We start from the raw sequence: 19,692 nt of genomic DNA, 5'->3' as shown, positions 1-19,692 counted from the left end.
CGGGCGAAAGCCCTGCTGCAATGCAGCCATTTAAAGCTGTGGGCCCTCCACCAGCCTATTGAGGACGACATGAGCGAATTCAAGAAACTCGTATTCTCCGGCGTGCAGCCGACCGGCAATCTGCATCTCGGCAATTATCTCGGCGCGATCCGCCGCTTCGTGGCGCTGCAGGACGGCAATGACTGCATCTACTGCGTCGTTGACATGCATGCGCTCACCGCCCAACTCGTGCATGAGGACATGCCGAGCCAGACGCGCTCGATTGCCGCCGCCTTTATCGCCGCCGGCATCGATCCGGAAAAGCACATCGTCTTCAACCAGTCGGCCGTGCCGCAGCATGCCGAACTTGCGTGGATCTTCAATTGCGTCGCCCGTATCGGCTGGATGAACCGCATGACGCAGTTCAAGGACAAGGCCGGCAAGGACCGCGAACAGGCTTCGCTCGGTCTCTACGCCTATCCGAGCCTGATGGCCGCCGACATTCTCGTCTATCGCGCCACCCATGTGCCGGTCGGCGAGGATCAGAAGCAGCATCTGGAGCTTGCCCGCGACATCGCGATGAAGTTCAACCTCGATTATGCCGAGCATATCAGCAGGACCGGTTACGGCGTCGACATCACCGTCGGCAACGAGCCGGTGCATGCCTATTTCCCGATGGTCGAGCCGCTGATCGGCGGGCCGGCGCCGCGCGTCATGTCGCTGCGTGACGGCACCAAGAAAATGTCGAAATCCGACCCTTCCGACCTCTCGCGCATCAACCTGATGGACGACGAGGACGCGATCTCCAAGAAGATCCGCAAGGCAAAGACCGATCCGGACGGCCTGCCGAGCGAGATCGACGGGCTGCAGGGCCGCCCGGAAGCCGACAATCTGGTGGCGATCTATGCGGCCCTTGCCGACAGGTCGAAGGCCGAGGTACTTGCCGAATTCGGCGGCCAGCAGTTCTCCGTCTTCAAGCCGGCGCTGGTCGATCTCGCCATCCATGTGCTGGCGCCGATCACCGGCGAGATGCGCCGGCTGATGGACGATACCAGCCATATCGACGCGATCCTGCGCAAGGGCGGCGAACGCGCCAGGGCCCGCGCCGAGGTAACGATGAAGCAGGTTCGCGACGTCATCGGCTTCCTCTACTGAGGGTGATCTGTTCTTCTCCCCCGGCGGGGGAGAAGAGAACCTTCTCCCGGGGGAGAAGAGGAAAAACTGGGCTTGCAAATTTTCCGCTTCGGGTGTCAGAGTCCGCGCCATGGTATCGAAGCGACTCTCACGGCTCGAAGGTCATCGCCGCAAATTCATGGCGGTGATCGACGGTACACCCGAATGCCAGCGCGCCGTTCATTATGCCGGCCGGCGCGCGAAGAATTCCAATGGCGGGCTGGTGCTGCTCTATGTCATCCCCGACGGGGATTTCCAGCAATGGCTCGGCGTCGAGGCGATCATGCGGGCGGAAGCCCGTGAAGAGGCCGAAGCGGTCGTTGCCAAGATCGCCCAGATCGTGCGCGAGACGATCGGCATCGAGCCCGAGGTCGTCATCCGTGAGGGCAGTGCGGCCGAACAGATCAACGCCGTGATCGAGGAAGACCGCGATGTGGCGATCTTGGTTCTGGCTGCCGGTTCGGCAAAGGAAGGTCCCGGACCGCTGGTTTCGTCGGTTGCCGGCCGCGCGGCGGCGTTTCCGATCCCGGTGACCGTGTTGCCGGATACGCTCACCAACGAGGAAATCGACGCCCTCTGCTGACAATTTCTTGAGTAAAAATCTCTTGAATGGAACCGGCAATGGGCTTATCTTCTTTTGAAGAATTCTAAAGACGGCGAAGCCATGGGCCAGCCGCATGGAGACCCAGATGTTCATTCAGACCGAAGCCACGCCGAACCCCGCCACGCAGAAGTTCCTGCCGGGCAAGGTGGTGATGGAAAACGGCACGGCCGAGTTCCGCAGCGCCGAGGAGGCTGAGGCTTCGCCGCTGGCTGCCCGCCTGTTCGAAATCCCTGGCGTCACCGGCGTCTATTTCGGCTATGATTTCATTTCCGTCTCCAAGGACGATGCCGAATGGCAGCATCTTAAGCCGGCTATATTGGGCTCGATCATGGAGCATTTCATGTCCGGCAAACCGGTCATGGGTGATGCCTCCATCCTTTCGGAAGACGTCGATGCCGGCGACGAATTCTTCGACGAGGGCGATGAATCGATCGTGCTGACCATCAAGGAGCTTCTCGAGACCCGCGTGCGCCCCGCCGTTGCCCAAGACGGCGGCGACATCACCTTCCGCGGCTTCAAGGACGGCAAGGTCTATCTGAACATGAAGGGTTCCTGCGCCGGCTGCCCGTCTTCGACGGCAACGCTGAAGCACGGCGTCCAGAACCTTCTGCGCCATTTCGTCCCGGAAGTGCAGGAAGTGATTGCCGCTTAAAAGCTTGAATCCGTCCGGCCGTTCATCTCTCGTTCGGCCAGACGGATTTATGTTCAAGCGACAATAGATTTTTCGGAAATTGATGGCATGATTGTTCTGGCGCTCGACACGGCAGGTGTAGACTGCGCTGCCGCCGTTTACGACAGTGGCAGGAATACGATGCTGGGGGAGGCATCGGACATGATCGGCAAGGGGCATGCTGAACATCTGATCGATATCGTTGATCGCGCACTCGATCAGGCGGGGCTGGCACTTTCTCATATTGACCGGATTGCCGTCACTATCGGCCCCGGCTCGTTTACCGGTATTCGCGTCGGCGCTGCCGCAGCCCGCGGTTTTGCGCTTTCCCTCAATGTGCCGGCCGTCGGCGTCACGACGCTCGAGGTCATGGCATCAGCCCAGCGCGAAAAGACGCCTCATCGCGCCGTGCTGGCAGCAATGGACGCCAAGCGGGACGAAATCTACCTCCAATCCTTTTCATCAGACGGCTCGTCTCTCGACGCGCCACGGGCGTTAAGCGTTGCAGACGCGCAGGCTTTTGCTAAAGACTTCGACGGCGAGATCACCGGTTCGGCGACGCCGCTGCTGAAGGCCGGCGCCGGCGGCGATCACACCAACAGTTTCCCGATCTCCGTCGTGGCGCGCCTCGGTGCTGCCGCCTCCCCCGATGCCGGAAAGCCGAAGCCCCTTTATCTGCGCGGACCCGATGCCAAGCCGCAGGCCGGGTATGCAATCGCCCGACGAGTGTGACCATGCTGGAATCCTACCTGACGCTGAAGCCGGAATTCGAAATCATCGCCATGGAGCGCGAGGATTGCCGCGATGTCGCCGTCCTGCACGGGGAGCGCTTTGCCCGGCCCTGGGGCGATGGTGAATTCCACGGCCTGCTGATGCAGGACACCGTGTTCGGTTTCGTCGCGCGCCAGACCAATGCCTTCCTGAAAAAGCCGCTTCCCGGCTTTATCCTGGCCCGCCATGTCGCTGGCGAGGCGGAGATCCTGACGATCGCCGTACAGGCGAAAGTCGCCCGTGCCGGGCTCGGCTGGCGGCTGATGCAGGCGGCGCTCCGGGAAGCGCGCGCGCGCGGCGCCGAGAGCATGTTTCTCGAAGTCGACAACGGCAATACCGCAGCCCTTGGCCTCTATCGCAAGCTCGGCTTCGAAAAGGTCGGCGAACGCAAGGGTTACTACAAGCAGGACAATGGCGCCCTCTCCACAGCGCTTGTCATGAAGCGCGTTCTTCGGTAGTTGCCTTGCAGCGAGATGATGACATGCAGGCCGGCGCAAGCGCCGCGCGGCGTTGTCGAAACACGGATATTTTACAGGCGGGCCATGTCTGATGTAGCCAAGACCCTTGAGGAGCTTTGCACCGAACGCGGCATGCGCATGACCGAGCAGCGCCGCGTGATCGCGCGCATCCTCGAAGATTCCGAGGATCATCCCGACGTGGAAGAGCTCTACCGCCGCTCGGTGAAGGTCGATGCGAAGATTTCGATTTCGACCGTCTATCGCACCGTGAAGCTGTTCGAGGATGCCGGCATCATCGCCCGCCACGATTTCCGCGACGGACGCTCGCGCTACGAAACGGTGCCAGAAGAGCATCACGACCACCTGATCGACCTGAAGACCGGCACGGTCATCGAATTCCGCTCGCCGGAGATCGAGGCACTGCAGGAACGCATCGCCCGCGAGCATGGCTTCCGGCTGGTCGACCACCGGCTCGAGCTCTACGGCGTTCCGTTGAAGAAGGAAGATCTCTGAAGCAATGGCCGGCCGGGAGACCAGCATTTGATCGCCAGGCTGCGCATCACGCTTGCTGCGATCGTCATCCTCGCCGTCAGCATCGTGCTCATGCCGCTGCAGCTGCTTGCCCTGCGTTTCGACTGGCGGCTGCGCCGCAGGCTTCCGCGCGTCTGGCACCGTATCGTCTGCTATTGTCTCGGCATCCGCATCCGCGTCACCGGCAGGCTGGAAGAGCGCCGGCCGCTGATGCTCTGCTCCAACCACTCGTCCTGGCTCGATATCATGGTGATGTCGGCCGTTGCCGACGTCGCCTTCATCGCCAAGATCGAGGTAGCGGAATGGCCGATCTTCGGCACGCTCGCCAAGCTGCAGAAGAGCGTCTTCGTCGTGCGCGAGGAGAAGCGCAGGACCGGCCACCAGGCCAACGAGATTGCCGGGCGCATGGCCGACGGCGAGATCGTCGTGCTCTTCCCGGAAGGGACGACTTCCGACGGCAACCGGCTGCTGGAGGTCAAATCCTCGCTGTTCGGAGCCGCGGCGATGGCGGTGCCCGCTTCGCCGACGGGAACCGTCGTGGTGCAGCCGGTGGCGATTGCCTATACCAGGGTGCACGGCATTGCCATGGGCCGCTATCACCGGCCGCTGGCTGCCTGGCCGGGGGATATCGAGCTGTTGCCGCATCTGATCGATATCGTGCGATGCGGCGCGATCGACGCCGAGGTTTGCTTCGGCGAGGCCGTGGATTACCGCGCCGACACCAATCGCAAGGAGGTCAGCGCGACGATCGCCTTGCGCATCCGCAACCTGTTGAACAGCTGCCTGCGCGGGCGGGAAATCTCTTAGCTCGCTGCTAAAACAAGATTTCGATTTTCTCGGACGGCAAAAACCACTAAATAGCGCGCCATGACACAGGACAGCGCCCTTCTCCAGGCCCCGGAGCCGATCGTCGCCGACGGCAGCAACAGCCGCAAGGTCTTCATCAAGACCTATGGCTGCCAGATGAACGTCTATGATTCGACGCGCATGAGCGATGCGCTCGCCCGCGATGGCTATGAGCCGACCGAGGACATGGAAGAGGCGGACCTGGTTCTGCTCAACACCTGCCATATCCGCGAAAAGGCGGCCGAGAAGGTCTATTCGGCGCTCGGGCGGCTGCGCGACATGAAAAAGAGGAAGGCAGCGGACGGAAGGGAGATGATGATCGGCGTTGCCGGCTGCGTCGCCCAGGCCGAAGGCGAGGAGATCCTGCGCCGGGCGCCGGCCGTCGACGTCGTCATCGGCCCGCAGACCTACCACCGCCTGCCGGAGGCGCTGCGCCGGGCCAAAGAGGGCCAGCGCGTCGTCGATACCGAATATGCGATCGAGGACAAGTTCGAGCATCTGCCGATCGCCGAGAGCCGCAAGATCCGCGCCCGCGGCGTTACCGCCTTCCTGACGGTGCAGGAGGGCTGCGACAAGTTCTGCACCTTCTGCGTGGTGCCCTATACGCGCGGCTCGGAAGTGTCGCGGCCGGTTTCTCAGATCGTCGAGGAGGCCGAAAAGCTCGTCGAAGGCGGGGTGCGCGAAATCACCCTGCTCGGGCAAAACGTCAATGCCTGGCACGGCGCCGGGCCGCAGGGCGAGGCATGGAGCCTCGGCGATTTGCTCTACCGCCTTGCCGAGATCCCCGGCCTTGCGCGGCTGCGTTATACCACAAGCCATCCGCGCGACATGGACGACCGGCTGATCAACGCCCATCGCGACCTCAGGGCGCTGATGCCCTATCTGCACCTGCCGGTGCAATCGGGCTCCGACCGTATCCTCAAAGCGATGAACCGGCGCCACACGGCAGCCGAATACCTGACGTTGATTGCGCGCATCCGCGCGGTGCGGCCCGATATCGCGCTGTCTGGCGATTTCATTACCGGCTTTCCGGGGGAGACATACGCCGATTTTGAGGATACACTCCGGCTTGTGGAGGAGGTCCGTTATGCACAGGCCTTCTCGTTCAAATACTCGACACGGCCGGGCACGCCCGGCGCGGAGCTGAAGGACCAGGTGCCGGAAGAGATCAAGGCAGAACGGCTGGAACGCCTGCAAGCGCTTCTCCTGAAGCAGCAGCAGGAATTTGCCGAATCCTGCATCGGCAAAGAGATTGATCTGTTGCTCGAAAAGCCCGGTCGCATGCCGGAACAGCTAATCGGCCGTTCTCCCTGGCTTCAATCCGTGAATGTTGATGCAAAAGCATCGCAAATCGGTGACATTATTAAAGTGCGAATCACCGGAACCGGAAACAACAGCCTGTTTGCCGAACGCGCAGAGGCTGCGGTTTAACCCAAGGAGCCCGACCGCTTGAACGGACAAGAATTGGTTTCTTCTTCACCGCGCCACCCCCGCACGCCAAGCGACTCCAATCACTTTGTCCTGACGTTCGAGAACAACCGCTTCGCCAGCGAGCTCTTCGGTCAATTCGACCAGAACCTCAAGCTGCTTGAGGAACGGCTCAACATCGATGCGCGGGCGCGCGGCAATTCGGTCGTCATCTCAGGCGATGTCGTGACCACCAACCAGGCGCGGCGCACACTCGACTATCTCTACGAAAAACTTCAGAAAGGCGGCAGCGTGGAACGATCCGACGTCGAGGGCGCAATCCGCATGGCGGTCGCCGCCGACGATCAGCTCAGCCTTCCCACGATGGAGCGCAAGGCCAAGTTGACGATGGCACAGGTTTCGACCCGCAAGAAGACAATCATTGCCCGCACGCCGACGCAGGACGCCTATATCAGGGCGCTGGAACGCGCCGAAATGGTCTTCGGCGTCGGCCCGGCCGGCACCGGCAAGACCTATCTTGCCGTCGCCCATGCCGCCCAGTTGCTGGAGCGCGGCGCCGTCGAAAAGATCATCCTGTCGCGCCCTGCCGTCGAAGCAGGCGAGCGTCTCGGCTTCCTGCCCGGCGACATGAAGGAAAAGGTCGACCCCTATCTTCGCCCGCTCTATGACGCACTCTACGACATGATCCCCGCCGACAAGGTCGATCGGGCGATCACCGCCGGTGTCATCGAAATCGCGCCGCTCGCCTTCATGCGCGGCCGCACCCTTGCCAACGCCGCCATCATCCTCGACGAAGCGCAGAACACGACATCGATGCAGATGAAGATGTTCCTGACGCGTCTCGGCGAAAATGCCCGGATGATCATCACCGGCGACCCGAGCCAGATCGACTTGCCGCGCGGCGTCAAATCCGGCCTCGTCGAGGCGCTGCAGCTCCTGAACGGCGTCGAGGGCATCTCGATCGTGCGCTTCAAGGATACCGACGTCGTCCGCCATCCGCTGGTCGGGCGCATCGTCAGGGCCTATGATTCGACCTATGCCGTCGAAACCGAAGCAGTCAGCCGGCAGGACTGATGGCCGAACTCGACATCCAGATCAGCGTCGAGGACATCGGCTGGCCGGGCGAGGAGACGCTGCTGTCGTTTTGCGAACGCGTGCTCGGCGCAGCCGTGGTCTATCTCCGCGACAGCGAGAAGCAGCCCTTCCCGACGATGCCGCCCGAGGTTTCGCTCGTTTTCACCGACGACGCTTCGATCCAGGACATCAACGCCGAATGGCGCGGCAAGGACAAAGCGACCAATGTGCTGTCCTTTCCTGCCTTTCCGGTTCAGCCCGGCAAGATGCCCGGTCCGATGCTCGGCGACATCATCATCGCCCGGGAGACTGTGGAGCGGGAAGCCGGCGAGCTCGAAAAGAGTTTCGACGACCACCTGACTCACCTTCTGGTGCACGGTTTCTTGCATCTTCTCGGCTACGACCATATGAATAGTGCCGAAGCCGAAACTATGGAGGGGCTGGAGACTCGCATTTTGGCGCAGCTCGGCCTATCTGATCCCTACGAGGGTCAAGACCTTAAAATGGAACCATGAGCGACTTTACGACGAAGCCGGCGGCAGACGCCAAGGACTCCGAGCCATCCTCCTCTTCGGATGAGGCAGGCAGTAGTCGGCCCTCCGGCCGATCCCAATCCTTCTGGTCGCGCGCCGCGCGCATCCTCCGGCCGCAGCAGGGCTCGCTGCGTGAGGACCTTGCCGACGCACTGATGACCGATGCGCATGGCGACGATGCCTTCTCGCCCGACGAACGGGCAATGCTGCACAACATCCTGCGCTTTCGCGAGGTGCGCGTCGCCGATGTGATGGTGCCGCGCGCCGATATCGAGGCCGTCGACCAGAACATCACCATCGGCGAGTTGATGATCCTGTTTGAGGAATCCGGCCGCTCGCGCATGCCCGTCTATGCCGATACGCTCGACGATCCGCGCGGCATGGTGCATATCCGCGACCTGCTCTCCTATGTCGCCAAGCAGGCGCGCAACAAGCGCCGCGGCCCGACGAAACCGGCCGTAAGCCTGCCGGCGCTGCCGGCGATCGAGGTTGCGCCCGAAAACATCCAGAAGACCGCACGTTTGGCCAAGCCCAATTTGGACCTCGCCCGCGTCGACTTGCAGAAGACGCTGACGGAAGCCGGCATCATCCGCAAGATCCTGTTCGTGCCGCCGTCGATGCTTGCATCCGACCTGTTGCGGCGCATGCAGGTGAACCGCACGCAGATGGCGCTCGTCATCGACGAATATGGCGGCACCGATGGGCTCGCCTCGCATGAGGACATCGTCGAAATGGTGGTCGGCGACATCGACGACGAACATGACGACGAAGAGGTGATGTTCAAGCGGGTCGCCGAAGACGTCTTCATCGCCGACGCCCGCGTCGAATTGGAAGAGATCGCCGCAGCGATCGGGCCGGATTTCGACATCAGCGAGCAGGTCGACGAGGTCGATACGCTGGGCGGCCTGATCTTCTCCGCGCTCGGCCGCATCCCGGTGCGCGGCGAGGTCGTCCAGGCGCTGCCCGGCTTCGAATTCCACATCCTCGACGCCGATCCGCGCCGCATCAAGCGGTTGCGCATCACCCGCAAGCGCCACGCGATCCGCCGCCGCGCCAAAGTCGATGGCGATATTTCGCCCGGCTCCGACGCCGGCGACGACCGGTCGGCGGAATCGACCGCCAACTAAAGCGCATCGCATTCAGTTTGATTCCTGCGACGCGCTTCATCATGCTCTAGCAGGACAAAGAGCCGCTTTTTTGAAAGACTGCGAATGGGTTGATTCGCGGTTTGATGGGAGTGCGCATGGAGCGGCTTGCGGACAGGGTTATCCTCGTCTGGGGGGTTAAACGGTCGCTGCTGGCCATTGCCGCCGGAGCTTTCGCCGTGCTGGCGCTGCCGCCTTTCGGCTTTTTTGCGGCAATGTTCCTCTCCTTCACCCTGCTCGTCTGGCTGATCGACGGGGCGGCGGCTTCGCCTGACAGCGGCCTGGTCGGCAGACTGTGGCCGGCCTTTGCCACCGGCTGGCTGTTCGGCTTCGGGTATTTCGTCGCCGGTCTCTGGTGGCTCGGCCATGCGCTGCTGGTCGATCAGGAGGAGTTCGCCTGGGCGCTGCCCTTGGCAATTCTCGGGTTGCCGGCCTGTCTGGCGATTTTCTACGGGCTGGCGGCCGCACTTGCCCGCATCTTCTGGTCCGATGGCATGGGACGGATCGCCGCACTTGCGGCCGGCTTCGGGCTGATGGAATGGCTTCGAAGCGTCATCCTGACCGGCTTTCCCTGGAACGCCATCGGCTACGGCATGATGCCCGTTCCGCTGATGATGCAGTCGGCGCATGTGATCGGGGTGATGGGCGTGACGGCACTTGCCGTCTTCATTTTTTCTGCGCCTGCCCTTGCCGGCACGCGGCAAGGCGCGCGCACCGGCATCGCGCTCGCCGCCCTGCTGTTTGCCGCCCATCTCGGTTATGGCGCTTATGTCCTCTATCTCGCGCCGCGTCCCGAGGCCTTGCCCGAGGACAAGCGACAGGTGGTGCGGTTGGTGCAGCCTGATATCGATCAGGCGGCGAAGATGGACAACGACGCCGACCGCAATGCGATCTTCGAGACCCATCTGAAACTGTCGGCCGAAGCGCCGAAAAACGGCGGACGGAGGCCCGATATCATCGTCTGGCCGGAAACCTCGATCCCCTTCATCCTCACCGACAACCAGGATGCGCTGAAGCGGATCGCCGATACGCTCGACGACAACCAGATCCTGATTGCCGGCGCCGTCCGCGCCGAGGAGATGGGTCCAGGCACGCCGACACGCTACTATAATTCCATCTACGTCATCGACGGCCGCGGTCAGATCATCGCTGCCTCCGACAAGGTTCATCTCGTGCCTTTCGGCGAATACCTGCCCTTCGAGGACCTGCTCACCGAATTCGGCATTCAGAACGTCGTCGAGATGCCGGGCGGGTTTTCGGCGGCTGCCAGCCGGCACCTGCTGGCGCTGCCCGGCGGGCTCAATCTCTATCCGCTGATCTGCTACGAGATCATTTTCCCCGATGAAATGACCGGCGACATCAAAGACGCCAATGCGATCCTCAACATCACCAATGATGCCTGGTTCGGTGCGACGCCCGGTCCCTATCAGCACTTCCAGCAGGCGCGAGTGCGGGCTGTGGAAACCGGGCTGCCACTGATTCGCGACGCCAATAGCGGCATTTCAGCAATTGTGAATGCACATGGGGAAATAATTACGGGCCTCGGCCTTGAGGAAACCGGCTTTATTGATGCAACCCATGATAGGTTCGGTGGAGAAGCTGGAACGACATTCCCCCTGCAAACACACTTCTGGTTGACCGAGGCGCTGCTCATTTTGATTGCGCTGGTTTCTCGTAGAGGTTTTATTTCCGGGTTGAATTGACCAAAAACCCCTAAAATTGCATAGTGATGACAATCGGCGTTCCGAACGTCTGTTCAAAGGTGGGTTCTCACCGCTTGCAACGTGGCGTTTGGGATGGATCAGGGGCATGCCGGTTAAACAGGTTGAAATTCTTAGCTAGGGCACGACCATGATTGAAAACAAAAAGAAGCCGAATCCGATCGACATCCACGTTGGCAGCCGTATTCGCCTTCGCCGAACAATGCTGGGCATGAGCCAGGAAAAACTCGGCGAAAGCCTTGGCATTACCTTCCAGCAGATCCAGAAATACGAAAAAGGCACCAACCGTGTCGGCGCAAGCCGTCTGCAGAATATCTCGAACATCCTCAACGTTCCGGTTTCCTTTTTCTTCGAGGACGCACCCGGCGAAAATTCCGGCGCCGTCGGCGGAATGGAAACGTCCAGCTCGAATTATGTCGTCGATTTCCTCTCTTCCTCCGAAGGCCTGCAGCTCAACCGCGCCTTCGTCAAGATTTCCGATCCCAAGGTTCGCCGCAAGGTCGTCGAGCTGGTGAAGGCATTGGCGGCGGAAGCCGACGCCGACTGAACCCTCCATCGCAGAATTGGAAAGGCGGCCGAAAGGCCGCTTTTTTGCGTTTTTGGGGCAAAATTTGTCACTTTGCCGCAGATATAAAGATATATTTATGTCCTTCTGCGCTTGTCATCAGGCCTCGAACTGAGTACCTACTAGCGAGCTTTTGTTCTTTGAGGGGAATCCCGGAATGCGCGCGAATTATCTCTTTACCAGCGAATCTGTTGCCGAAGGTCATCCGGACAAGGTCTGTGACCGCATCTCCGACGAGATCGTCGATCTGGTCTACCGCGAAGCGGCCAAGACCGGCGTCAATCCGTGGGGCGTGCGCATTGCCTGCGAAACGCTGGCGACCACCAACCGCGTCGTCATCGCCGGTGAAGTCCGCCTGCCGCCGAGCCTGATGAAGAAGGATAAGGATGGCAAGGACGTCATCAATCCTTCGAAGTTCAAGGCCGCCGCTCGCCGCGCCATCAAGGATATCGGCTACGAGCAGGACGGCTTCCACTGGAAGAAGGCGAAGATCGACGTGCTCTTGCATTCGCAGTCGGCCGACATCGCGCAGGGCGTCGACAGCGCCGCCGACCAGCAGGGCGACGAGGGCGCCGGCGACCAGGGCATCATGTTCGGTTACGCCTGCCGCGAAACGCCGGATCTGATGCCGGCGCCGATCTATTATTCCCACAAGATCCTGCAGCTGCTCGCAACGGCCCGCAAGAAGGGCGACGGCGAAGTCGCCAAGCTCGGTCCCGACGCCAAGAGCCAGGTGACCGTGCGCTACGTCGACGGCAAGCCTTCGGAAGCAACGTCGATCGTGCTTTCGACCCAGCATCTCGACGAGAGCTGGGATTCGAAGAAGGTCCGCGCCGTCGTCGAGCCCTATATCCGCGAAGCGCTCGGCGACCTGAAGATCGCTGACGATTGTAAGTGGTACATCAACCCGACCGGCAAGTTCGTCATCGGCGGACCGGACGGCGATGCGGGCCTCACCGGCCGCAAGATCATCGTCGACACCTACGGCGGTGCGGCTCCGCATGGCGGCGGTGCATTCTCCGGCAAGGACACGACGAAGGTCGACCGTTCGGCCGCCTATGCCGCGCGCTACCTTGCCAAGAACGTCGTCGCCGCCGGCCTTGCCGACCGCTGCACGATCCAGATCTCCTACGCGATCGGCGTCGCCCAGCCGCTGTCGATCTATGTCGACCTGCACGGCACCGGCAAGTTCAGCGAAGATCAGGTCGAAGCGGCTATCCGCAAGAACATGGACCTGTCTCCCTCAGGCATCCGCCGCCATCTCGACCTCAACAAGCCGATCTATGCGAAGACCTCTGCCTACGGCCATTTCGGCCGCAAGGCCGGCCGCGACGGCTCGTTCTCCTGGGAGCGCACCGACCTCGTGAAGGCGCTCAAGGAAAGCGTGAAGGCCTGAGATAAAGCATGACGGATATGGAACGCCGCGGCCGGGCGACCGAAGCCTTCTTCGGTCGCCGCAAGGGCAAGGCCCTGCGTGAACAGCAGGCCGAGACGCTGAACAGTCTGCTGCCGGCATTCCTTATCGATCTTTCAGCGGCTCCACCGGAGCCGCTGACATCGCTCTTTCCGGTTCCGGTCGAAAGATTGCGGCTGGAAATCGGTTTCGGCGGCGGCGAGCATCTGATCCACCGCGCCCTCGAGACACCTTCGACCGGCTTCATCGGCGTCGAGCCCTTCGTCAATTCCATGCAGAAACTGCTGTCGCGCGTCGGCGAGACGGGCGCACGCAACATCCGCGTCTATAATGACGATGCGACGCAGCTGCTCGACTGGCTGCCGGAAGCTTCGCTCGATCAGATCGATCTGCTTTATCCAGACCCCTGGCCGAAGCGGAAGCACTGGAAACGCCGCTTCGTCTCGAAGACCAATCTCGACCGCTTCCATCGCGTGCTGAAGCCCGGCGGCCTGTTCTGCTTCGCCTCCGACATCGATACCTATGTGAACTGGACGCTGCTCAAATGCCGCGACCATGGCGGCTTCGACTGGACGGCCGGCAATGCGGCGGATTGGCTGACACCCTACGAGGGCTGGCCGAGCACCCGCTACGAGGCCAAGGCACGGCGCGAGGGCCGGTCCTCGGCCTATCTGACGTTTAGGAAGATCTGAGTTTTAGGGAAGTCGGCAAAGGCGCTCATGAATGGCGTGCCGTGCGGCCCCTCATCCGACCCTTCGGGCCACCTTCTCCCCGCTGGGGAGAAGAGGGAGCAAGCAGCTTCCTTATCGATCACATTGGATGACGTGCTTCTGAACGGCCGGGTTCGTTTGGGCAGCATCGGCGGTATTCTCCCCTCTTCTCCCCAGCGGGGAGAAGGTGGCCTGCAGGGTCGGATGAGGGGGGCTACACGGCACAGCGTCAACGACGATCAGTTATACTCGACGCGGTATCGCTGCAAATGCCTGATGCACCGCAATCGCGGTCACACGCGACGAACAGCATTCGACGGTCAGTGCAGGCTGACCGTCTTCAGTTCGTCCTCGGCAGCCTTGAAGAAGGTGCTGGAGCGATTGTCCGTCAGAAGGATCGGCGTGCCGTCGGCGCCGAAGAGCGCCCAGAGGTCGACGTTCGGATCGATATCCGGCGCCTCGGGAAAGCACTTGGCGACCTCATCGGTGCGCATTTTTCTGATATAGGCGACCTCACCGCTGCCGATGTGGGCAAGCTCGGATTTGGTCAAGTGAGACGTGGCTTCTTTCATCAACATTCCTGTTCCTCCGGAAGAAGGGACCAACGGTTCGACAAACCGTTGTGCTACTCTGAGACCGAAATGTTAATTTTCTTGACCATGCGCGCGGGTTCCGGACGAATTAGATCGACGGAGAGCAGACCGTTCTTCAGACCGGCTCCAAGCACCTGCATGCCATCGGCGAGAACGAAGGTGCGTTGGAACTGGCGGGCGGCGATGCCGCGATAGAGATAATCCCGTTCACCCTGTTCCACCTGGCGGCCGCGGATCAGAAGCTGGTTCTCCTCGATAGAGACATCGAGTTCCTCCTCGCTGAAACCGGCCACCGCCAGCGTGATGCGCAGACGTTCCGGTGCGCCGCTATCGGCGCCGATGCGCTCGATATTATAGGGCGGATATCCGTCGCTCGCCTTGGAAATGCGCTCCAGCGTCTTTTCCATGGCATCGAAGCCCAGAAGCAGCGGGCTGGCGAAAGGGGTAATGCGGCTCATCTCTTTTCAAGTCCTTGATGCAAGCGACCATCCCGGACCTTGGGGGGCAGCATCCGGATGCCGCTAATATGGGGACCGCACCCCGGCGCTGCAAGACGCAGGCGACGTCCCGGCCCCACCCTCAATTTTAAGGTGGTGGCGGTCGGCTGCTTGACAAAGCGCCTGCTGCCTCGCATCAAAACGTGCCGGCGCGGAACGTGCCGATTTGTGACGAGAAATGAAGAAAACGGTGCATCGGATGGCAAACGCAAGAAAGATCATCATCGACACGGATCCCGGTCAGGACGACGCGGCCGCCATCATGCTGGCCTTCGGCAGCCCCGAGGAGCTGGAGGTTCTGGGGATCACCACGGTCGCCGGCAACGTGCCGCTTTCGCTCACCAGCCGCAACGCACGCATCGTCTGCGAGCTCTGCGGCCGGACGGAAACGAAGGTTTTCGCCGGCGCCGACGCGCCGATTGCCCGCAAGCTGGTGACCGCCGAACATGTGCACGGCAAGACCGGCCTCGATGGTCCTGAACTCGCCGAGCCGACGATGGCGCTGCAGCCCGGCCATTCCGTCGACTTCATCATCGAGACGCTGCGCCTGGAGCCGGAAGGCACGGTGACGCTCTGCACGCTCGGGCCGCTCACCAATATCGGCATGGCCTTGCAGAAAGCACCCGATATCGCCCCGCGCATCCGCGAACTGGTGATGATGGGCGGCGGCTTCTTCGAGGGCGGCAACATAACCCCGGCGGCCGAATTCAACATCTATGTCGACCCCGAGGCAGCCGATATCGTCTTCCGCTCAGGCATACCGATCGTGATGATGCCGCTCGACGTGACGCACCAGTTGCTGACCCGCAAGGACCGGGTCAAGCGCATGGCCGAGATCGGCACGGCGCCGGCAAAGGCCATGGTCGAGATGCTGGAATTCTTCGAGCGGTTCGATATCGAGAAATACGGCTCCGACGGCGGGCCACTGCATGACCCCACCGTCGTCGCCTACCTGCTGAAGCCGGAGCTTTTCAAGGGCCGAGACTGCAATGTCGAGATCGAGATTCAGTCCGAACTCACCGCCGGCATGACGGTCGTCGACTGGTGGCATGTCACCGAGCGCAAGCGCAATGCGAAAGTCATGCGCCACGTCGATGCGGACGGCTTCTTCGATCTCTTGATCGAACGCTTCGCCCGCATCTGATTTTTTGGATGTCCTTCTCCTGAGGAGAGGACAACGGCGACCTCAGGCGTCCTTCTCGTCGAAGACCGAATTGGTTTCGGCTTCGGCCGCCTTCGGGCCGCCCTTGGCAACGCCGACCATGGCTGGGCGCAGCACGCGCTCGCCGATGGAAAAGCCTGCCTGCACCACCTGGACGACCGTGTTATTCGGCACATCGGGGTTCGGCACCTCGAACATCGCCTGATGGAAATTCGGGTCGAACTTCTGGCCGACCGGCTCCAGCTTGCGAACGCCATGGCGTTCGAGCGCCGACAGCATGGCGCGCTCGGTCATCTCGACACCCTCGATCAGCGTCGTCAGACCGGCATCGGCCGCGTCCTTGAGCTCTGGCGGGACGGCATCCAGCGCCCGGCGCAGATTGTCCGAGACGGCCAGCATGTCACGGGCAAAACCGGCGACGGAATAGGACTTGGCATCCTTGACCTCGCGTTCGGTGCGCCGGCGCAGATTGTCCATCTCGGCAGCAAGGCGCAGATAGCGGTCGCGCAGTTCGCCGTTTTCGGCTTTCAGAAGCTCGAGTGCATCAGGCTGGGTGGCCTCTTCCTGCGCAATATCGTTCTCGACGTAGGCGGCAGCGTCGGCTGCGGCATCGGCCGCAGTTGCGTCAGGTCCGTTTTTCGTCGTGTCATCGGTCATGACGGTCTCCGGTTGGTGTCTTCAGATGCGCCCGATATCGAGGTTTGACCGAAAAAAATCAAGTCTGCGTGACAAAGAACCGAAAATTCCGCGCCTTTGCTGCGCCGCAGGTCTCTTCTGACGCGCAACGGACGCTGTCAAATTTGATATGCTGCGGCGTCAAAGCTGATTGCGCGAAAGTCTGGAGACGAGTTGGGCGGTGTAATCCACCATCGGCACGATGCGGGAATAGTTGAGCCGCGTCGGGCCGATGACGCCGACGGCGCCGACGATGCGATCGTCATCGTCACGATAGGGCGCGACGATGAGCGATGAGCCGGACAGCGAGAAGAGCTTGTTTTCCGAACCGATGAAGATACGCACGCCCGAACCGGTTTCGGCGAGATTGAGGATCTCGATCAGGCTGTCCTTCTTTTCGAGATCGTCGAACAGCAGCCGCAGCCGGTCGAGATCCTCGGCGCCGGCGAGGCCTTCGAGCAGGTTGGCGCGGCCGCGGATGATCAGCTGCGTCGGCTTTCCCTCGTCCGGGCTGCCGGCCCAGACCGCGATTCCGCGCTCGACGAGATCACGCGACAGGGCATCGAGTTCGTGACGGACGTTATCCTTCAGCTGGCTTAATTGTTTGCGAAGCTCCGGCAGGGTCTGGCCGGACATATGGGCATTGAGAAAATTCGCCGCCTCCGCCAGCTGCGAGGAGGTGACGCCCGCCGGCAGCTCGATGATGCGGTTTTCCACCTGGTCGTGATCGCCGACGAGCACGGCCAGCGCCTTTGTCGGTTCGAGCCGGATGAACTCAACATGTTTCAGCACCGGATCGCTTTTCGAGGTGATGACCAGGCCGGCGCCGCGCGAAATGCCAGACAGCATGCGGCTGGCCTCGTTCATCATCGATTCCACCGGATTGCCGCCACTTTCGGCCCGCACCTGCCGATCGATATTGGCGCGGTCTTCGGCGGAGAGATCACCGACCTGCATGAAGGCATCGACGAAGAAGCGCAGGCCGATCTGGGTGGGCAGCCGGCCGGCGCTGGTATGCGGCGAATAGATAAGGCCGAGATCTTCGAGATCGCTCATAACGTTGCGCACCGAGGCCGGCGACAGCGACATCGGCAGCAGGCGGGACAGATTGCGCGAACCGAGCGGCTCGCCGCTTTCCAGATACCCTTCGACGATGCGGCGAAAAATTTCCCTGGAGCGCTCGTCGAGCGCAGCAACGGCATCCGAAACCGATGTCGACCTGATGCCCATGAACCTCTCGAACCCGCGCTGATGATATTTCGCGAAAGTAAGTCAAACTCGCAGCCGTGGCAAAAGGGAATTTGCAAATGGGCGCCGCCAATCGTAGAAGCGGTCAACAAACCCCAGGAGATAAGAATGCGGCCTTCAGGCAGAAAAATCGACCAGATGCGCAAGGTCTCGTTCGAGCGCAATTTTTCCAAGCATGCGGAAGGCTCGTGCCTGGTAAAGTTCGGCGATACGCATGTGCTCTGCACGGCCAGCCTCGAAGAAAAGACGCCGCCATGGCTGCGCAATTCCGGCAAGGGCTGGGTCACTGCCGAATACGGCATGCTGCCGCGGGCGACCGGCGAGCGCATGAAGCGCGAGGCGGCCGCCGGCAAACAGGGCGGCCGCACCCAGGAAATCCAGCGGCTGATCGGCCGGTCGTTGCGCGCCGTCGTCGACCTGCAGGCGCTCGGCGAACGGCAGATCACCCTTGATTGCGACGTCATCCAGGCCGATGGCGGCACGCGGACAGCCTCGATCACCGGCGGCTGGATTGCGCTTTACGACTGCCTGAAATGGATGGAAAGCCGCAACATGATCAAGGTCGACCGGGTCCTGAAGGATCATGTCGCCGCCATCTCCTGCGGTATCTTCGCCAGCCAGCCGGTGATCGATCTCGATTACCTCGAAGATTCCTCGGCCGAGACCGATGCCAATTTCGTGATGACCGGCACCGGCGGGATCGTCGAGATCCAGGGCACGGCCGAAGGCACACCGTTCAGCGAGGGCGAATTCACCTCGCTGATGCAGCTTGCCAGAAACGGCATCGGCGAACTGGTCGCGCTGCAGAAGCAAGCCGTCGAAGGATGAACTCCATGCTGGAAGGCATGTTGGAAACGGCGCTCTATGCACGCGATCTCGACCAGGCCGAGGCGTTCTACGAAGACGTTCTCGGCCTTGAAAAGATCACCCGCGCCGCCAACCGGCATGTCTTCTTCCGCTGCGGCCCCGGCGTTCTCCTGATCTTCAATCCTGAGGAAACGGTGAAGCCGCTGGCGCGGGACGCGCTGCAGGTGCCGCCGCATGGCACGACCGGACGGGGCCATGCCTGCTTTCGGGTGTCCGGCCGCAATATCGATGCGATGACTGAGCGGCTGAGAACGGCCGGCGTGGCGATCGAATCCGAAGTGCACTGGCCGAATGGCGGCCGCTCGATCTATTTCCGCGATCCTGAGGGCAACAGCCTGGAATGCGCGGAGGCGAAAATCTGGGGCATCGAACAGGACATCTGAATGCGCAAGCTCGAAACGAAGACCATCGTCGTCGCCAGCCACAATGCCGGCAAGATCCGCGAAATCCAGGAATTGATCGGACCGCTCGGCTTCACCGCCAAATCGGCCGCCGAGCTGAATTTCGTCGAACCTGATGAAACCGGCACCAGCTTCGAGGAGAATGCGACGATCAAAGCGGTCGCCTCGGCCAATGCTTCCGGCATGCCGGCGCTTTCGGACGATTCCGGGCTGGTGGTTGACGCGCTTGACGGCGATCCCGGTGTCTACACCGCCAATTGGGCGGAGACATCGGACGGCACGCGCGATTTCGACATGGCGATGGCCAAGGTGGAAAAGGCGCTGCAGGATGCCGGCGCGACCAAGCCGGAACAGCGTACCGCGCGTTTTGTCAGCGTGCTCTGCCTTGCCTGGCCGGACGGCCACACGGAGCTGTTCCGCGGCGAGGTGGAAGGCAGCGTCGCCTGGCCGCCGCGCGGCACCCAGGGCTTCGGCTACGATCCGGTCTTCCAGCCGGAGGGTTACGACATCACCTTCGGGGAAATGAGCAGCGAGGAAAAACACGGCTGGAGCGCCGGCAAGCCGCAGGCGCTGTCGCACCGGGCCCGCGCCTTCAAACTCTTTGTCGAAACCTGCCTGGAGGCATAG

General features: G+C 61.7%; 23 protein-coding genes. 19 read left to right on the top strand and 4 right to left on the bottom strand.

Annotated elements, in window-relative coordinates; all coding sequences use genetic code 11:
* The first annotated feature begins 69 nt into the window (after positions 1 to 69).
* The 15 genes from trpS to trmB all read left to right on the top strand — a co-directional run bounded on the left by trpS (position 70) and on the right by trmB (position 13,604).
* Positions 70 to 1,134, top strand: coding sequence for a tryptophan--tRNA ligase (gene trpS, locus GR197_RS01555; protein WP_164006284.1), 1,065 nt, complete (start codon positions 70 to 72; stop codon positions 1,132 to 1,134).
* 109 nt (positions 1,135 to 1,243) lie between these two features.
* Entirely contained in the window at positions 1,244 to 1,735 is a 492-nt protein-coding gene (locus GR197_RS01550) for a universal stress protein (protein WP_164006283.1), read from the top strand.
* A gap of 106 nt (positions 1,736 to 1,841) precedes the next feature.
* Positions 1,842 to 2,408 (top strand): NifU family protein, encoded by a 567-nt coding sequence (locus GR197_RS01545; protein ID WP_003588987.1) that lies wholly within the window; start codon positions 1,842 to 1,844, stop codon positions 2,406 to 2,408.
* Positions 2,409 to 2,495: 87 nt separating this feature from the next.
* The gene (gene tsaB / locus GR197_RS01540; protein ID WP_164006282.1) at positions 2,496 to 3,158 is read left to right on the top strand and encodes a tRNA (adenosine(37)-N6)-threonylcarbamoyltransferase complex dimerization subunit type 1 TsaB; all 663 of its coding nucleotides are present in this window, start codon (positions 2,496 to 2,498) and stop codon (positions 3,156 to 3,158) included.
* A 2-nt stretch (positions 3,159 to 3,160) separates the two neighbouring features.
* Entirely contained in the window at positions 3,161 to 3,655 is a 495-nt protein-coding gene (locus GR197_RS01535) for a GNAT family N-acetyltransferase (RefSeq protein WP_164006281.1), read from the top strand.
* Between the two features lie 84 nt (positions 3,656 to 3,739).
* A complete protein-coding gene (locus tag GR197_RS01530; protein ID WP_007633774.1) occupies positions 3,740 to 4,168 on the top strand; it encodes a Fur family transcriptional regulator in 429 nt (142 codons plus the stop codon).
* A 27-nt stretch (positions 4,169 to 4,195) separates the two neighbouring features.
* Entirely contained in the window at positions 4,196 to 4,993 is a 798-nt protein-coding gene (locus GR197_RS01525; RefSeq protein WP_164006280.1) for a lysophospholipid acyltransferase family protein, read from the top strand.
* A 60-nt stretch (positions 4,994 to 5,053) separates the two neighbouring features.
* A complete protein-coding gene (gene miaB, locus GR197_RS01520) occupies positions 5,054 to 6,463 on the top strand; it encodes a tRNA (N6-isopentenyl adenosine(37)-C2)-methylthiotransferase MiaB (RefSeq protein ID WP_164006279.1) in 1,410 nt (469 codons plus the stop codon).
* A gap of 18 nt (positions 6,464 to 6,481) precedes the next feature.
* Positions 6,482 to 7,534, top strand: a complete 1,053-nt coding sequence (locus tag GR197_RS01515; protein ID WP_164006278.1) for a PhoH family protein — start codon at positions 6,482 to 6,484, stop codon at positions 7,532 to 7,534.
* A complete protein-coding gene (ybeY, locus tag GR197_RS01510) occupies positions 7,534 to 8,049 on the top strand; it encodes an rRNA maturation RNase YbeY (RefSeq protein ID WP_164006277.1) in 516 nt (171 codons plus the stop codon). The genes GR197_RS01515 and ybeY overlap by 1 nt, the downstream gene beginning before the upstream one ends.
* On the top strand, positions 8,046 to 9,194 hold the full coding sequence (locus GR197_RS01505) for a hemolysin family protein (RefSeq protein ID WP_164006276.1): 1,149 nt from the start codon (positions 8,046 to 8,048) through the stop codon (positions 9,192 to 9,194). The genes ybeY and GR197_RS01505 overlap by 4 nt, the downstream gene beginning before the upstream one ends.
* A 116-nt stretch (positions 9,195 to 9,310) precedes the next feature.
* Positions 9,311 to 10,915 carry an apolipoprotein N-acyltransferase gene (gene lnt, locus GR197_RS01500; protein ID WP_164006275.1) on the top strand — a complete coding sequence of 535 codons (1,605 nt, stop codon included), beginning with the start codon at positions 9,311 to 9,313 and terminating at the stop codon, positions 10,913 to 10,915.
* 148 nt (positions 10,916 to 11,063) lie between these two features.
* A complete protein-coding gene (locus tag GR197_RS01495) occupies positions 11,064 to 11,480 on the top strand; it encodes a helix-turn-helix domain-containing protein (protein ID WP_164006274.1) in 417 nt (138 codons plus the stop codon).
* Positions 11,481 to 11,655: 175 nt separating this feature from the next.
* Complete coding sequence (gene metK / locus GR197_RS01490; protein ID WP_164006273.1) at positions 11,656 to 12,894, top strand: methionine adenosyltransferase; 1,239 nt, start codon at positions 11,656 to 11,658, stop codon at positions 12,892 to 12,894.
* 8 nt (positions 12,895 to 12,902) lie between these two features.
* A complete protein-coding gene (gene trmB, locus GR197_RS01485) occupies positions 12,903 to 13,604 on the top strand; it encodes a tRNA (guanine(46)-N(7))-methyltransferase TrmB (RefSeq protein ID WP_164006272.1) in 702 nt (233 codons plus the stop codon).
* A gap of 338 nt (positions 13,605 to 13,942) precedes the next feature.
* Here the strand turns inward: trmB and GR197_RS01480 are convergent, their stop codons facing one another.
* On the bottom strand, positions 13,943 to 14,200 hold the full coding sequence (locus GR197_RS01480) for a DUF1150 family protein (protein WP_164006271.1): 258 nt from the start codon (positions 14,198 to 14,200) through the stop codon (positions 13,943 to 13,945).
* Positions 14,201 to 14,247: 47 nt separating this feature from the next.
* Positions 14,248 to 14,673, bottom strand: coding sequence for an Hsp20 family protein (locus tag GR197_RS01475; RefSeq protein WP_164006270.1), 426 nt, complete (start codon positions 14,671 to 14,673; stop codon positions 14,248 to 14,250).
* Between the two features lie 238 nt (positions 14,674 to 14,911).
* On the opposite strand from GR197_RS01475, the gene GR197_RS01470 reads away from it, so the two are divergent.
* The gene (locus GR197_RS01470) at positions 14,912 to 15,856 is read left to right on the top strand and encodes a nucleoside hydrolase (protein ID WP_164006269.1); all 945 of its coding nucleotides are present in this window, start codon (positions 14,912 to 14,914) and stop codon (positions 15,854 to 15,856) included.
* A gap of 42 nt (positions 15,857 to 15,898) precedes the next feature.
* On the opposite strand, the gene grpE is transcribed toward GR197_RS01470, so the two are convergent.
* Both grpE and hrcA read right to left on the bottom strand, forming a co-directional pair.
* Entirely contained in the window at positions 15,899 to 16,531 is a 633-nt protein-coding gene (gene grpE, locus GR197_RS01465) for a nucleotide exchange factor GrpE (protein ID WP_164006268.1), read from the bottom strand.
* A gap of 159 nt (positions 16,532 to 16,690) precedes the next feature.
* The gene (hrcA, locus tag GR197_RS01460) at positions 16,691 to 17,779 is read right to left on the bottom strand and encodes a heat-inducible transcriptional repressor HrcA (RefSeq protein ID WP_164006267.1); all 1,089 of its coding nucleotides are present in this window, start codon (positions 17,777 to 17,779) and stop codon (positions 16,691 to 16,693) included.
* Between the two features lie 126 nt (positions 17,780 to 17,905).
* Here hrcA and rph point away from each other — a divergent pair, with 126 nt between their 5' ends.
* Genes rph through rdgB form a run of 3 tightly spaced genes read left to right on the top strand, consistent with a single transcriptional unit; the run spans position 17,906 to position 19,692 of the window.
* Positions 17,906 to 18,625 carry a ribonuclease PH gene (gene rph, locus GR197_RS01455; protein WP_007633796.1) on the top strand — a complete coding sequence of 240 codons (720 nt, stop codon included), beginning with the start codon at positions 17,906 to 17,908 and terminating at the stop codon, positions 18,623 to 18,625.
* Entirely contained in the window at positions 18,622 to 19,047 is a 426-nt protein-coding gene (locus tag GR197_RS01450; protein WP_164006266.1) for a VOC family protein, read from the top strand. The genes rph and GR197_RS01450 overlap by 4 nt, the downstream gene beginning before the upstream one ends.
* Positions 19,048 to 19,692: an RdgB/HAM1 family non-canonical purine NTP pyrophosphatase gene (rdgB, locus tag GR197_RS01445; protein WP_164006265.1), complete on the top strand. Its 645-nt coding sequence runs from the start codon at positions 19,048 to 19,050 to the stop codon at positions 19,690 to 19,692.

Source organism: Rhizobium phaseoli, assembly GCF_010668805.1.
Lineage (GTDB): Bacteria > Pseudomonadota > Alphaproteobacteria > Rhizobiales > Rhizobiaceae > Rhizobium > Rhizobium phaseoli_A.
Note: the sequence above shows the minus strand (reverse complement) of the source record. Positions and strands in the feature narration are given on the sequence as shown.